Annotated in this window: 9 protein-coding genes and 1 pseudogene; 9 read left to right on the top strand and 1 reads right to left on the bottom strand. The window is 61.5% G+C overall.

What is annotated here, in order from left to right:
- Positions 1-73: 73 nt before the first annotated feature.
- From hutI to mdoH, 8 genes are all read left to right on the top strand, one after another.
- Positions 74-1,276: an imidazolonepropionase gene (hutI, locus tag TK06_RS18990; RefSeq protein WP_063323335.1), complete on the top strand. Its 1,203-nt coding sequence runs from the start codon at positions 74-76 to the stop codon at positions 1,274-1,276.
- Positions 1,277-1,287: 11 nt separating this feature from the next.
- Complete coding sequence (gene hutG, locus TK06_RS18985; RefSeq protein WP_063323334.1) at positions 1,288-2,091, top strand: N-formylglutamate deformylase; 804 nt, start codon at positions 1,288-1,290, stop codon at positions 2,089-2,091.
- A 261-nt stretch (positions 2,092-2,352) separates the two neighbouring features.
- On the top strand, positions 2,353-3,300 hold the full coding sequence (locus tag TK06_RS18980) for a choline ABC transporter substrate-binding protein (protein ID WP_063323333.1): 948 nt from the start codon (positions 2,353-2,355) through the stop codon (positions 3,298-3,300).
- A gap of 144 nt (positions 3,301-3,444) precedes the next feature.
- Positions 3,445-4,356, top strand: coding sequence for an alpha/beta hydrolase (locus TK06_RS18975; RefSeq protein WP_238992556.1), 912 nt, complete (start codon positions 3,445-3,447; stop codon positions 4,354-4,356).
- Between the two features lie 105 nt (positions 4,357-4,461).
- Positions 4,462-5,433, top strand: coding sequence for a prolyl aminopeptidase (gene pip / locus TK06_RS18970; RefSeq protein ID WP_063323332.1), 972 nt, complete (start codon positions 4,462-4,464; stop codon positions 5,431-5,433).
- Positions 5,430-5,867 (top strand): D-aminoacyl-tRNA deacylase, encoded by a 438-nt coding sequence (gene dtd, locus TK06_RS18965; protein ID WP_063323331.1) that lies wholly within the window; start codon positions 5,430-5,432, stop codon positions 5,865-5,867. The genes pip and dtd overlap by 4 nt, the downstream gene beginning before the upstream one ends.
- Positions 5,868-6,217: 350 nt before the next feature.
- The gene (locus tag TK06_RS18960; RefSeq protein WP_203417386.1) at positions 6,218-7,960 is read left to right on the top strand and encodes a glucan biosynthesis protein G; all 1,743 of its coding nucleotides are present in this window, start codon (positions 6,218-6,220) and stop codon (positions 7,958-7,960) included.
- Positions 7,953-10,523 (top strand): glucans biosynthesis glucosyltransferase MdoH, encoded by a 2,571-nt coding sequence (mdoH, locus tag TK06_RS18955; protein ID WP_063323330.1) that lies wholly within the window; start codon positions 7,953-7,955, stop codon positions 10,521-10,523. Before TK06_RS18960 ends, mdoH begins: the two co-directional genes overlap by 8 nt.
- 201 nt (positions 10,524-10,724) lie before the next feature.
- Here the strand turns inward: mdoH and TK06_RS18950 are convergent, their stop codons facing one another.
- Positions 10,725-11,066 carry a DUF6124 family protein gene (locus tag TK06_RS18950; protein ID WP_063323329.1) on the bottom strand — a complete coding sequence of 114 codons (342 nt, stop codon included), beginning with the start codon at positions 11,064-11,066 and terminating at the stop codon, positions 10,725-10,727.
- 477 nt (positions 11,067-11,543) lie between these two features.
- Here TK06_RS18950 and TK06_RS31025 point away from each other — a divergent pair.
- Positions 11,544-12,844, top strand: a pseudogene (locus tag TK06_RS31025) (IS4 family transposase).
- The last annotated feature ends 44 nt before the right edge of the window (positions 12,845-12,888 follow it).

The raw sequence follows: 12,888 nt of genomic DNA, 5'->3' as shown, positions 1-12,888 counted from the left end.
CTACGAGGGACGCGGAGCGTCCCGGACTGCATTCCCACGCGGAGCGTGGGAATGATCCTGACGGAGGACATCAATGAAAACCCTCTGGCAAAACTGCCACGCCGCCACCATGGCCCAGGGCGTCTACTCGATCATCGAAGACGCCGCCATCGTCACCCAGGGCAAGCACATCCAATGGATCGGCCCGCGTGCCGAATTGCCGACGGGTGACTACCCGGCGGTCAACGACCTCAAGGGCGCCTGGGTCACGCCGGGGCTGATCGACTGTCACACCCATACGGTATTTGGCGGCAACCGCAGCGGTGAGTTCGAGCAGCGCCTGCAAGGCGTCAGCTACGCCGAGATTGCCGCAGCCGGCGGCGGCATCGCCAGCACCGTACGCGCCACCCGCGCCGCCAGTGAAGACGAGCTGTTCGCCAGCGCCGCCAAGCGCCTGGGAAGCTTGATGCGCGACGGCGTGACCACGGTGGAAATCAAATCCGGTTACGGCCTGGACCTGGCCAGCGAGCGCAAGATCCTGCGCGTCATCCGCCGCCTCGGCGCTGAGCTGCCAGTCAGCGTACGCAGCACCTGTCTGGCGGCCCACGCTTTGCCGCCGGAATACAAGGATCGCGCCGACGACTACATCGAACACATCTGCAGCGAGATGCTTCCGGCCTTGGCAGCCGAAGGACTGGTGGATGCGGTGGATGCCTTTTGCGAATACCTGGCGTTTTCCCCGGCGCAGGTCGAGCGGGTGTTTATCACGGCGCAACAACTTGGGCTGCCGGTGAAGCTGCACGCCGAGCAATTGTCGTCGCTGCACGGTTCCAGCCTGGCGGCGCGTTACCAGGCGCTGTCGGCCGATCACCTGGAGTTCATGACCGAGGACGATGCCAAGGCCATGGCCGCTTCCGGCACCGTGGCGGTGCTGCTGCCGGGGGCGTTTTATTTCCTGCGGGAAACCCAGCTGCCGCCCATGGAAGCCCTGCGCAAGCACGGTGTGAAAATCGCCGTGGCCAGCGACCTCAACCCCGGCACTTCGCCGGCCCTGTCGCTGCGCTTGATGTTGAACATGGCGTGTACGTGCTTTCGGATGACCCCGGAAGAAGCCCTGGCCGGGGTAACCATTCATGCGGCCCAGGCCCTGGGCATGGCGCAAACCCATGGTTCGCTGGAGGCCGGCAAAGTGGCGGATTTTGTCGCCTGGCACATCGACCGGCCGGCCGATCTGGCGTACTGGCTCGGTGGCGATCTGGAAAAACGCGTCGTGCGTCACGGCGTGGAAATCGATTGAGGAGAACGGTTGTGGAGAAGGTCCTGAATTTCATGCAAGGGCGCGTGCCGCTGTTGATCAGCATGCCTCACGCCGGCCTGCGCCTGACTCCGGCGGTACAGGCCGGGCTGATCCCCGAGGCGCAAAGCCTGCCAGACACCGATTGGCACATTCCCAGGCTCTACGAGTTCGCCGCTGAGCTGGGCGCCAGCACCCTGGCCGCCGAGTACTCACGGTTCGTCGTCGACCTGAACCGCCCCTCCGATGACAAGCCGATGTACGTCGGCGCCACCACCGGTTTGTACCCGGCGACGCTGTTCGATGGCGTGCCGTTGTTTCGCCAAGGGCTGGAACCGTCGGCCGAGGAGCGGGCGAGGTATCTGCAACAGATCTGGATGCCTTACCACCAGGCGCTGCAGCAGGAACTGGCGCGGCTCAAGGCCGAGTTCGGCTATGCCTTGCTGTTCGACGCCCATTCGATCCGTTCGGTGATCCCGCACCTGTTCGACGGCAAGCTGCCGGACTTCAACCTCGGCACGTTCAACGGTGCCAGTTGCGACCCGACCCTGGCCAGCCAGCTCGAAGCCATCTGCGCTCGCCATGGTCAGTTCACCCACGTGCTCAACGGGCGGTTCAAGGGCGGACACATTACGCGGCACTACGGTAATCCGGCCGAAGACATCCACGCGGTGCAACTGGAACTGTGCCAGAGCACCTACATGGAAGAGTACGAACCGTTCAACTATCGCGCCGACCTGGCGGAGCCGACGCAAGTGGTGCTCAGGCAATTGCTGGAAGGCTTGTTGGCGTGGGGGCGGCAGGCTTACAAGCATTAACCTGTGGTGAGGCAGCTTCTGTGGCGAGGGAGCTTGCTCCCGCTCGAGTGCGTAGCGCTCGCAAGTTTTTGGGGCCGCTGCGCAGCCCAACGGGAGCAAGCTCCCTCGCCACAGAGGTCTTCAGTGCCCTCAACCTGTCGCCACCGTGCAAAACCGAGTCGCCACAGTTCATCTTCAGCCCCTCGGCGCTGCGTAATGTTTTGGGCACGGTGCAGCAAGACACCGACCTACAATAATCCGCTGCCGCACGAGACCTTCCCGATGAAAAGACTGTTCAAACGCTGTCTGTCGATCCTCTGCGGTACCACCCTCTTGAGCGCCGGGGCGATGGCCGCCGAGCCTGCGTCGTGCCAGACCGTGCGCATGGGCGTGGTCAACTGGACCGATGTGATCGCCACCAGCGGCATGGCCGATGTGCTGCTCACCGGTCTGGGCTACGACAGCAAGCAGACCAGCGCCGTGCAGCAGATCATCTTTGCCGGCATCCGCGACAAGCGCCTCGACATCTTCCTGGGCTACTGGAAACCGGCGATGGACAAGAACATCGCGCCATTCCTGGCCGCCAACCAAGTGAAGGTATTGGACAAGCCAAGCCTGGCCGATGCCCAGGCCACCCTGGCGGTACCCGACTACGTGGCGGCGGCAGGGCTCAAGACCTTTGCCGACATCGCCCGGTTCAAGGATCAGCTTGGCGGCAAGATCTACGGCATCGAGCCGGGCAGCGGTGCCAACACCACCATCAAGACCATGATCGAGACCAACCACTTCGGCCTCAAGGACTTCAAGCTGATCGAATCCGGCGAAGCAGGCATGCTGGCGGCGGTGCAGCGCGCGGTGAATCGCAAGGAGTTCGTGGTCTTCGTCGGCTGGACCCCGCACCCGATGAACATCAACATGCACATCACCTACCTGACCGGCAGTGAAGATGTCTATGGCCCGAACGAAGGCGCCGCAACGGTCTCCACCGTGACCGCGCCGGACTATGCCCAGCGCTGCCCGAACGTGAACCGCTTGCTGGAGAACCTCACCTTCACCGCCGCCCAGGAGAGTCAGTTGATGGTGCCGATCATGGAGCGCAAGACGCCCCAGGACGTCGCCCGGCAATGGCTGCGCGAGCATCCCGAGGATCTTCAGCGCTGGTTGGCTGGTGTCATGAGCTTCGATGGCAAGGATGGCGTGGCGGCGGTGCAGGCCAGTCTCAAGAACTGAGGGCATTTTCCGGGCACTGATAACCCTGTGTGGCGAGGGAGCTTGCTCCCGCTCGAGTGCGTAGCGCTCGCAAAATTTTGGGGCCGCTGCGCAGCCCAGCGGGAGCAAGCTCCCTCGCCACAGAAGCCTTTGAGCCACACCACGATGACCTACCCACTCTCCCAGGCAATGTCAGCCTTCATCGACAAAACCCTGAGCTTCACCAGCCTGGACGACAGCCTTGCCGGTTCGCGCCAGGCCTACAGCCAGATGTGCCGGGCGTTCACGGCGCCTTGCCCGCCGACGCTGGCCGTCGAGGATTTCGAACTGGCCGGCGTGGCGGTGCGGGCCTATTACCCGCAACGTGCGGCACCGCTTGCCGGCTGGCCATGCATGTTTTACCTGCACGGTGGCGGTTGGGTCGTGGGGGACCTGGATTCCCATGACTTCATCTGCATGGAGCTGGCCGCTGAGTTGGGCGCGTTGGTGGTGGCGGTGGATTACCGGCTGGCCCCGGAGCATCCGTTTCCGGCCGGTTTCGAAGATTGCCTGGCAGTGTGGCGCCACTTGGCGGACGCCCCGTTTGCCATCGACCCCCGTCGACGGCTGGTGGTCGGTGACAGCGCCGGCGGCAATCTCGCCGCCGCGTTATGCCTGGCCTTGCGCGATGCCGGGCAACCGTTGCCGCGGGCCCAGGTCTTGATTTATCCGGCGCTCGGTGGCCCTGCGGATCTGCCGTCGCGTCACGAGTGCTTCGATGCCCCGCTCCTGAGCCGTCGCGAGTTGGAGCGCTATGAGGCGCTGTACCTGGGTGGCGCTCGCCCCTCGCTTTATGCCATGCCGTTACTCGCCGACAGCCTGGACGGCTTGCCGCCAGCGCTGGTTGCCGTCGCGCAATGGGATCCGCTACGCGACGACGGCGTCCTTTATTGCGAGCGGCTGAACGCCGCAGGGGGAGACGCCGTGCTGTATGTCGGCAATGGGCTGGTCCACGGTTGCCTGCGTGGCCGCGGCCAGGTGCCAGAGGTCGATCAGATGTATCGCACGCTGCTGGCGTACCTGGCTGACATGCTTTGACTGCGCAGGGGACATGCTCATTAAGGTAATTCGGGTTTATGATGCCGGACGGCAGACTAAATAGACGTCCCCACAGGGATGACTCGACCCCTTACGGAGCGCGCAATGCAGACTTTGTACCCGCAGATCAAACCCCATGCCCGGCACGATCTGGCTGTCGATGACACCCACACGCTCTATGTCGATGAAAGCGGTTCCCCCGAAGGCCTGCCGGTGGTGTTCATTCACGGCGGCCCGGGTGCCGGCTGCGATGCGCAGAGCCGGCGTTACTTCGATCCGAACCTGTACCGCATCGTCACTTTCGACCAGCGCGGCTGCGGTCGGTCCACCCCCCATGCCAGCCTTGAGAACAACACCACCTGGGATCTGGTCGAAGACCTGGAGCGCATCCGCAAACACCTGGGCATCGAGAAGTGGGTGCTGTTTGGCGGTTCCTGGGGTTCGACCCTGGCCCTGGCCTACGCCCAGACCCATCCCGAGCGGGTACACGGCCTGATCCTGCGAGGGATCTTTCTCTGCCGTCCGCAGGAAATCGAGTGGTTCTACCAGACCGGCGCCAGTCGCCTGTTCCCCGACTACTGGCAGGACTACATCGCACCCATCCCTTTGGACGAACGCGACGACCTGCTCAGCGCTTTCCACAAGCGCCTGACCGGCAACGACCAGATCGCCCAGATGCATGCGGCCAAGGCCTGGTCCACCTGGGAAGGTCGTACCGCGACCCTGCGTCCGAACCCGCTGGTGGTCGATCGCTTCTCCGAGCCGCAGCGGGCGCTGTCGATCGCCCGGATCGAATGCCACTACTTCACCAACAACGCTTTCCTCGAACCCAACCAGTTGATTCGCGACATGGGCAAGATCGCCCATTTGCCGGGCGTCATCGTGCATGGCCGTTACGACGTCATCTGCCCGCTGGACAATGCCTGGGAGCTGCATCAGAACTGGCCCAACAGCGAACTGCAGGTGATTCGCGACGCCGGCCACGCCGCTTCGGAGCCGGGGATCACCGACGCACTGGTGCGCGCCGCTGCGCAAATGGCCCGGCGCCTGCTCGACCTGCCGCCTGAAGAAGCATGAAGGGGCTGTTGCAACGAGTTCGCTGCGCACGGGTCGAAGTATCAGGTGAGATCGTCGGCGCCGTGGACCAGGGCTTGCTGGTGTTGGTGGCCGTCGAGCCCGGGGATACCCGGGCCAGCGCCGACAAACTGCTGCATAAGCTGCTTAACTATCGAGTGTTCAGCGACGCCGACGGCAAGATGAACCTGTCCCTGGCGGATGTCGGTGGTGGGTTGTTGCTGGTGTCGCAGTTCACCTTGGCGGCCGACACCAAAAGTGGTTTGCGCCCGAGTTTTTCGACAGCCGCACCTCCGGCCCTGGGAGAAGAGTTGTTCAACTATTTGCTCACCCAGGCAAAACAGGTGCATGGCACTGTGGCATCAGGTAGATTCGGCGCCGACATGCAGGTGCATTTGGTCAATGATGGCCCGGTAACGTTCCTGTTACAGGTTTGAAAGCGCTTGAAACATCTTTTCGGACCTGTTTCGAGGAAAAACTGGGAGTTTTCTCGATAAATACTTTGCTACCCCTGATGCGTTGTCACGCGGGCTACTAGATAATCGCGCGCTACGGGGGATCAGCGTTCGCTGGTCCATTTGACTTAGGTAGAGACTTGTCCTGGACCGTTTGGGGAATCATTTTGTCCCATCGGAGTCGGAACAATGCTCGCCAACTTGGCAAGAGTGGTCCGCAGGGACGGTTTTTCAGTGCCGTTACCGTGCAGATACTTTATCTGGCCGTTGGTTTTTTGATCAGTTTTCGGCGAGGGTTGCTCGTGATTGTTAGTCCCTGTAATGCACCAAAAATGACTGCCAAACGGTTTAGAAACGCTCTGGTAGCGGGCTCGGCCCTGCTGTGCCTGTTCGGCGCGGGCCAACTGTGGGCATTCAGCCTGGATGATGTATCGGCGAAGGCACAAGAATTGGCCGGGCAAAAGTTCGAAGCCCCGCGCAGCAATTTGCCGAACGAATTCCGCGAAATGAAATTCGCCGATTATCAGAAAATTCGTTTCCGCACCGAAAAAGCTGAATGGGCCGACCAGAAGACCCCGTTCCGGCTGTCGTTCTATCACCAGGGCATGCATTTCGACACGCCGGTGAAGATCAACGAAATCACCGCGACCACCGTCGACGAGATCAAGTACGACCCGACACGTTTCGATTTCGGCGACGTGAAGTTCGATCCCAAGGCCACCGAACAGCTGGGCTACGCCGGTTTCCGCGTGTTGTACCCGATCAACAAGGCTGACAAGCAAGACGAAATCATGACCATGCTGGGCGCGAGTTATTTCCGCGTCATCGGCAAGGGCCAGGTCTACGGTTTGTCCGCTCGAGGCATGGCCATCGACACCGCGTTGCCTTCCGGTGAGGAATTCCCGCGCTTTCGCGAGTTCTGGATCCAGCGTCCGAAACCGACCGACAAGCACCTGGTGATCTTCGCCCTGCTGGATTCGCCACGGGCCACTGGCGCCTATCGCCTGATCGTGCGTCCCGGCACCGACACCGTTGTCGACGTGAAATCACGGGTGTTCCTGCGTGATCGTGTCAACAAGTTGGGCATCGCCCCGTTGACCAGCATGTTCCTGTTCGGCGCCAACCAGCCGTCCAAGGTGCTGAACTACCGTCGTGAACTCCACGATTCCAGCGGCCTGTCCATCCATGCCGGCAACGGCGAGTGGATCTGGCGTCCGCTGAACAACCCGAAACACCTGGCCGTGAGCAACTTCTCGGTAGAAAACCCGCGTGGTTTCGGTCTGCTGCAACGTGGTCGTGACTTCAGCCACTACGAAGACCTGGATGACCGTTACGAAAAACGTCCAAGCGCCTGGATCGAACCGAAAGGCGATTGGGGCAAAGGGACTGTCGATCTGGTTGAAATCCCGACCGCCGACGAAACCAACGACAACATCGTTGCGTTCTGGAGCCCGGAAAAACTGCCTGAACCAGGCCAGCCACTGGACTTCGCCTACCGTCTGCACTGGACCCTCGACGAAGCCAACCTGCACTCGCCAGACAGCGCCTGGGTCAAGCAGACCCTGCGTTCGACCGGTGACGTGAAGCAGTCCAACCTGATCCGTCAACCGGACGGTAGCGTGGCCTACCTGGTGGATTTCGAAGGGCCGTCCCTGCAAGCGCTGCCTGAAGAAGCCGAAGTGCGTAGCCAGGTGAGCGTTGGTGACAACGCCGAGATCGTCGAGAACAGTGTGCGCTACAACCCTGAAACCAAGGGCTGGCGCCTGACGCTGCGCCTGAAGATCAAGGACCCGAGCAAAGCGACCGAGATGCGTGCCGCCTTGGTCAGGCCGCTTGTTCCTGTCGAACTCCCAGCCACCGCGCATTCCGTGGCCACGCTGGCCAAGGCCGACAAGGTCGCCAAGCAGCAGAGCGAAAAAGAGCAAGCCAACGAGCAAGCCGGCGAGCAGAAAGAAACCAAGGCCGTCAAGGCATCCACCGCCGTCGCCGAGCCGATCCCAACCCAACAGGAACCGGAACAGACTGAACAAGTCCTGACTGAGACCTGGAGCTACCAGTTGCCTGCCGATGAGTAATACGTCCGTACGACCAGAGACTCTCAGTGAGTATCTGGCCCACTTGCCGATGACCGACGAGCAGCGCGCCGAGCTGGCGGGCTGCACGTCATTCAGCCAATTGCATGAACGCTTGGCTTCCTCGACATTCGACGCACCCAACGAGGCGGCGCAAGCCTCGGTGGGCCGACGCCTGACGCTGAGCACCGCCGAGGAACTCGAGGACGCCGAAATGCTGGCCCTCGATGCCAACGGCCGGGTGTGCTTGAAGGCGACGCCGCCGATTCGCCGGACCAAGGTCGTGCCGGAACCGTGGCGCACCAATATCCTGGTGCGCGGTTGGCGGCGCCTGACCGGGCGTACCAACCCGCCGAAGCCGCCCAAGGATGAGCGCGTGCTGCCCCATGCACGCTGGCGTACCGTGGGTTCGATCCGCCGCTACATCCTGTTGATCCTGATGCTCGGCCAGACCATCGTTGCCGGTTGGTACATGAAAGGCATCATGCCGTACCAAGGCTGGTCGCTGGTGGACCTGGACGAAGTCCTGCACCAACCGCTGTTGCAGACGGCCACGCAAGTGCTGCCGTATGCGTTGCAAACCAGCATCCTGATCCTGTTCGGGATCCTGTTCTGCTGGGTGTCGGCGGGTTTCTGGACGGCGCTGATGGGCTTTCTCGAATTGCTCACCGGTCACGACAAGTACCGCATCTCCGGTGCCAGCGCCGGCAACGAGCCGATTCCCAAGGACGCCCGCACCGCACTGGTGATGCCGATCTGCAACGAAGACGTACCGCGGGTATTCGCCGGTTTGCGCGCAACCTTCGAGTCGGTGGCTGCCACCGGTGACTTGGATCGTTTCGACTTCTTCGTGCTCAGCGACAGTAACGAGACCGATATTTGCGTAGCCGAGCAGCAGGCCTGGCTGGATGTCTGCCGTGAAGCCGGGGGCTTCGGCAAGATCTTCTATCGCCGCCGTCGCCGTCGCGTGAAGCGCAAGAGCGGCAACCTCGACGACTTCTGCCGTCGTTGGGGCAGCGACTACAAGTACATGGTCGTGCTCGACGCTGACAGCGTCATGAGCGGTACGTGCCTGACCAGCCTGGTGCGCCTGATGGAAGCCACGCCGGACGCTGGCATCATCCAGACCGCGCCACGTGCCTCGGGCATGGACACGCTGTATGCGCGCATGCAGCAGTTCGCCACCCGGGTGTACGGCCCGCTGTTCACCGCCGGCCTGCACTTCTGGCAGTTGGGTGAATCCCACTACTGGGGCCACAACGCGATCATTCGCATGAAGCCGTTCATCGAGCACTGCGCGCTGGCGCCGCTGCCCGGTAAAGGCGCGTTCGCCGGTGCCATCCTGTCCCACGACTTCGTCGAAGCGGCGCTGATGCGCCGTGCCGGCTGGGGCGTGTGGATTGCCTATGACCTGCCGGGCAGCTACGAAGAACTGCCGCCGAACCTGCTGGACGAACTCAAGCGTGACCGTCGCTGGTGCCACGGCAACCTGATGAACTTCCGGCTGTTCCTGGTCAAGGGCATGCACCCGGTGCACCGTGCGGTGTTCCTGACTGGCGTGATGTCCTACCTGTCGGCGCCGCTGTGGTTCTTCTTCCTGGTGCTGTCCACTGCGTTGTTGGCGGTGAACACGCTGATGGAGCCGCAGTACTTCCTCGAGCCGCGTCAGCTCTATCCGTTGTGGCCACAATGGCACCCGGAAAAAGCCATCGCCCTGTTCTCCACCACCATCGTGCTGCTGTTCCTACCCAAGTTGCTGAGTATCGTGCTGATCTGGGCCAAGGGTGCGAAGGAGTTCGGTGGCAAGTTCAAGGTGACGCTGTCGATGCTCCTGGAGATGCTGTTCTCCATGCTGCTGGCGCCAGTGCGGATGATTTTCCACACCCGTTTCGTGCTTGCCGCATTCCTGGGCTGGGCTGCAACCTGGAACTCGCCACAACGTGACGACGACTCCACGCCATGGAGCGAAGCGGTCAAGCGCCACGGTCCGCAAACCTTGCTGGGCTTCTTCTGGGCCTTGCTGGTGATCTGGCTGAACCCGAGCTTCCTGTGGTGGCTGGTGCCGATTGTCGGCTCGCTGATGCTGTCGATTCCGGTATCGGTGATTTCCAGCCGCGTGGGCCTGGGCTTGAAGTCCCGCGATGAAAGCCTGTTCCTGATCCCTGAGGAATACGCACCGCCACAGGAACTGCTGTCGACGGACCAGTACACCCATGAAAACCGTTGGCATGCGCTCAAAGACGGTTTCATCCGGGCGGTGGTCGATCCACAACAGAACGCCTTGGCGTATGCGTTGGCAACCTCGCGTCACGGCAAGGCCGAGCCGATCGAATGGCTGCGGGTCGAACGCGTTCGTCACGCCTTGAAGACCGGCCCGGCCGGTCTCAGCAACGCCGAGCGACTGGCTCTGCTGAGCGACCCGGTGGCCTTGTCCCGCCTGCATGAGCAGGTCTGGAGCGAGGGGCATCCCGAGTGGCTGGCGGCGTGGCGTGAGTCGGTCAAGGCCGATCCTCATGCACCGCTGCTACCGCTACAGCCGGTGAGCGTGCAGCCTCAAGTGGCCTGATACGCAAAAAGCCCCGCTTCTGAAAGGAAGCGGGGCTTTTTGTTGGGCGCTGTTGTGAACACGACTGTTTGGTCCGGGGACAGGGTTAACACCTGTGGCGAGGGAGCTTGCTCCCGCTCGGCCGCGCAGCGGACGCCAAAAAGCGGGGGCGGCTGCGCCACCCAGCGGGAGCAAGCTCCCTCGCCACATTTCGTGGTGCGGTTAGGGTTGTATGTTGACGTTGTCCAGCGCCCGATTCGCCAACAAAGCACTCAGCTCGATCAGTTGCTGAATACCAAGGGCGATGTGGCGTCGCGAGCCTTCCAGGTCGAACGCAAGGTCACTGACCATGGCGTCGGCTGAGGCCAGGTTTTCGCTGAGGTTGGCCAACAGGCTTTCAGTGTCGATGCCGTCCACGATGGTGAAGAGCTGGCCCGATGGCTGTTTTTCTTCGGGGTTGGGCTGTTTGGGCTTCAGGTAGTAATCGAGCGCGCGGTCGGTGGCTTCCTGGAGTTTCTTGGGGTCGGTTTCGGGTTCTGGTGGGTTGGGTGTGGCCTTGAACATGGTTGACGCTCCTTGATTGATGGAGCCGCCAGACATCGCTGCTAAACGAAAAGGGTGGCGACTGTGCGCGGGTTAGCAGACCAGGAATCAAGGAACCCGGCGCACCGAAGTGCCCCACGCACAGCCGCCATAAAGCGGACCTGCGTGCCTTGATATTGTGCCGAGCTGCTAAACCCGATCGCTGAACTGACAGCGACCTGCAAACGTTAGAGCCCGGGGGCAAGGCGCACAAGCCGGCGGATTCTGGCGTAGTTGTAGGCAATGGCGCAAGGCTCCGTAGCCTTGGGATGACGGATTGTGGGGCTCAGGTATTTTTGTATGTATATCCGTTATTTAGGTAACGGCTGCTTACGGTTCCGCTCTTACAGCCAGCCCTTTCAAGGTCTTTGATAAAATCCCCCAAAACCAGTCAGGGTGACGAAAGCAGTGTGGGCAGAAGTTCTAGCGCGGTTTGAGAAAAAAGCACCGGCCAGTGTCATGACCAGAGTGGTATTGGAACAGGCTGTTCCTGCTGAATGGATCGATCAGGTGTTCGAAGAGCACCGTCAGCGGCAGTACCCACGTGAGCTTTTGTTTTCAACCATCGTTGAACTGATGTCCCTTGTTTCATTGGGCTTGCGACCTTCGCTGCATGCCGCCGCGCGGCAGATGGAAGATCTTCCTGTCAGCTTGGCGGCGCTGTATGACAAGGTCAGTCGTACAGAGCCTGCGCTACTGCGCGCCCTGGTCACCGGCAGCGCAGAGCGCTTGGTACCAACGATAAAAGAACTGGGGCACTCAGCCATTTTGCCTGGCTGGCAACTACGGGTCGTTGACGGTAACCACCTGCCTTCCAGCGAAAAGCGTCTGGGCGCTTTGCGCCGTGAACGGGGCGCCGCCCGGCCTGGTTTTTCCGTTGTGGTTTACGACCCCGATCTGGACCAGGTCGTTGATCTTCAGCCTTGTGAAGATGCCTATGCCAGCGAACGCGTCAGCGTGCTGCCGTTGCTGGAAAAGGCCAGTGCGGGGCAACTGTGGATGGCTGATCGACTCTACTGCACGCTCCCGGTCATGGAGGCCTGCGAAGACACCGGGGGCTCGTTCATCATTCGCGAACAGAGCAAACATCCACGCCTGCTTAAGGAAAGCGACTGGCAGGGGCCTGTCGCGGTCGCGGCAGGCAGCGTGCGCGAGCAAATCATTGAAGTAAAAGGTGGACGCCAGTGGCGGCGAGTCGAACTGAACCTGCAAACCCCCACCGAATCCGGCGATGCCACGCTGCTGTTCTGGAGCAACTTGCCCGACTCCATCAGTGCTGAGCAAATCGCCGATTTGTACCGCCGTCGCTGGAGCATCGAAGGGATGTTCCAGCGCCTGGAAGCGGTGTTGGACAGTGAAATCGAAACCTTGGGCAACCCTAAAGCAGCCCTGTTGGGATTTGCGTCGGCCGTGTTGGCTTACAACGTTCTGTCCGTGCTCAAACGCAGCGTCGAGCAGGCTCATCGCCAGAACCTGCCCGATGATTGGGAAGCATCGATTTTTCACCTAGCGGTACAGGTACGCAGCAGTTACGAGGGGATGCAAATAGCCTTGCCAGAATATCTATGTATCCTGATCCCCGCTGCCGGACTGACTCAGTACCTGCTTGCACTCGCTCGAAATATCCAGCCCAAAGCGGTCGCCAAGAGCAAACGAGGCCCGAAAGTGCCCAGTCAAAGGAGTGGCTTGAAGGCAAAGCTGCGAATGCCCATGTGTCAACGGATCGGGTGCTCAAGGCAGCTAAAGCCAAAAGACCTTGAAAGGGCTGGCTGTAAGAGCGGAACCATAAGCCGCCGTTACCCAA

Origin of the sequence: Pseudomonas fluorescens (assembly GCF_001623525.1) — a bacterium.
Taxonomy (GTDB): domain Bacteria; phylum Pseudomonadota; class Gammaproteobacteria; order Pseudomonadales; family Pseudomonadaceae; genus Aquipseudomonas; species Aquipseudomonas fluorescens_Q.
The sequence above is the reverse complement of the archived record's forward strand: the minus strand, read 5'-3'. Positions and strand labels throughout refer to the sequence as shown.

Excerpts from the sequence above, each read along its gene's own strand:
- hutI (WP_063323335.1), top strand. The coding sequence starts at position 74 with ATGAAAACCCTCTGGCAAAACTGCCACGCCGCCACCATGGCCCAGGGC.
- TK06_RS18980 (WP_063323333.1), top strand. The coding sequence starts at position 2,353 with ATGAAAAGACTGTTCAAACGCTGTCTGTCGATCCTCTGCGGTACCACC.
- TK06_RS18975 (WP_238992556.1), top strand. The coding sequence starts at position 3,445 with ATGACCTACCCACTCTCCCAGGCAATGTCAGCCTTCATCGACAAAACC.
- pip (WP_063323332.1), top strand. The coding sequence starts at position 4,462 with ATGCAGACTTTGTACCCGCAGATCAAACCCCATGCCCGGCACGATCTG.
- dtd (WP_063323331.1), top strand. The coding sequence starts at position 5,430 with ATGAAGGGGCTGTTGCAACGAGTTCGCTGCGCACGGGTCGAAGTATCA.
- TK06_RS18960 (WP_203417386.1), top strand. The coding sequence starts at position 6,218 with ATGACTGCCAAACGGTTTAGAAACGCTCTGGTAGCGGGCTCGGCCCTG.
- mdoH (WP_063323330.1), top strand. The coding sequence starts at position 7,953 with ATGAGTAATACGTCCGTACGACCAGAGACTCTCAGTGAGTATCTGGCC.
- TK06_RS18950 (WP_063323329.1), bottom strand. The coding sequence starts at position 11,066 with ATGTTCAAGGCCACACCCAACCCACCAGAACCCGAAACCGACCCCAAG.